Raw genomic sequence first — 1,812 nt, forward strand, 5'->3', positions numbered from 1 at the left:
ACGGCGAGGAGAAGCGGGCCGTCAAAGACAAGACCTGGGCCCGCTGATCAAGACCATCATGACGCGCTGCATCCACTGCACGCGCTGCATCCGCTTCAGCGACGAGATCGCGGGCGTGTCCGTGATGGGCGCCACCGGCCGTGGCGAGCACATGGAGGTCGGCCCCTACGTCGAGGCCGCCGTCTCGTCCGAGCTGTCGGGCAACCTGGTGGATGTCTGCCCGGTGGGCGCCCTGACGTCCAAGCCTTACGCCTTCACCGCCCGCCCGTGGGAACTGCGCAAGACGGAATCGGTGGACGTGCTGGACGCCGTCGGCTCCAACATCCGCATCGACACCCGCGGCGGCGAAGTGCTGCGCATCCTGCCCCGCCTGAACGAGGCGGTGAACGAGGAATGGATCAGCGACAAGACGCGCTACGCCCATGACGGCCTGAAGCGTCAGCGCCTGGACCGCCCCTACATCCGCGAGAACGGCAAGCTCCGTGCCGCCTCGTGGGAAGAGGCGCTGGCCCTGGCCGCGACCAAGCTGAAGGGTGCCGCGCCGGACAAGGTCGCCGCCATCGCTGGTGATCTGGCCGACGCCGAAAGCCTGCTGGCCCTGAAGGACCTGCTGGGCGGCATGGGCGTGAAGAGCCTGGAAAGCCGCCAGGACGGCAGCGCCATCGACGCCGCCTCCCGCGCCGGCTACATCTTCAACAGCACCATCGCCGGCATCGAGCAGGCCGATCACGTCTTCCTGATCGGGACCAACCCGCGCTGGGAAGCCAGCCTGGTCAACGCCCGCATCCGCAAGCGCTACCTGCAGGGCGGCCTGACCGTCACCGTGCTGGGCCCGCGCGTCGACCTGACCTTCCCGATCGACCACCTGGGCAACGACGCCACCCTGCTGAACGCCATCGCCGACGGCAGCCATCCCTACGCCGAAACGCTGAAGGCCGCCAAGAAGCCCCTGCTGATCCTGGGCTCGGGCGCCCTGTCCCGTCCGGACGGCGCCGCCGTCTGGGCAGCATCCCGCGCGGTGGCCGAGGCCTGCGGCCTGGTGCGTGAGGACTGGAACGGCTTCAACGTGCTGCACCGCGCGGCCTCCCGCGTCGGCGCGCTGGACCTGGGCTTCCTGCCCGCCGCCGGCGGCCGCGACCTGGCCGGCATCCTGGACGGCGCCCGCAAGGGCGAGGTCGAGGTGGTCTACCTGCTGGGTGCCGATGAGATCGACGCCCAGAATTTCGGCCGCGCCTTCGTGATCTACCAGGGCCACCACGGTGACCGGGGCGCCCACCGCGCCGACGTCATCCTGCCGGGTGCCGCCTACACCGAGAAGAACGCGACCTACGTCAACACCGAGGGCCGCGCCCAGCACACCCGCCAGGCCACCTTCCCGGTGGGCGAGGCGCGCGAGGATTGGAAGATCGTCCGCGCCCTGTCCGGCGCCCTGGGCAAGCCCTTGCCGTATGACACTCTGCAGCAGCTGCGCAAGCGGCTGGCCGATGCCAACCCGGTGTTCGCCCAGATCGACCGCGCCACGCCGGCCGCCTGGGGTGCCTTCGGCACCGCCGGTGCCGTGGCCGCCGCACCCTTCACGTTGCCGGTTGAGAACTTCTACATGACCGACGCGATCAGCCGCGCCTCGGCCACCATGGCCGAATGCACGGAGGCCTTCGTGTCGCCCGCCGTTGCCGAGAGGACCGGGACCCATGGCTGATTTCTTCGCCCTTCATCTGGGCCTGCCCTTGGCTTGGGCGACCCTGCTGGCGATCGTCCTGAAGATCCTGGTGATCACGGTGCCGTTGCTGATCGCGATGGCCATGATGACCT

General features: G+C 69.6%; 1 pseudogene. It reads left to right on the top strand.

Going from position 1 to position 1,812, the window contains the following annotated elements:
• Positions 1-1,699, top strand: a pseudogene (gene nuoG, locus I55_RS28370) (NADH-quinone oxidoreductase subunit NuoG); the annotation flags it as partial.
• Between the last annotated feature and the right edge of the window lie 113 nt (positions 1,700-1,812).

Origin of the sequence: Azospirillum sp. B4 (genome assembly GCF_000333275.1) — a bacterium.
Classification (GTDB): Bacteria; Pseudomonadota; Alphaproteobacteria; order Azospirillales; family Azospirillaceae; genus Nitrospirillum.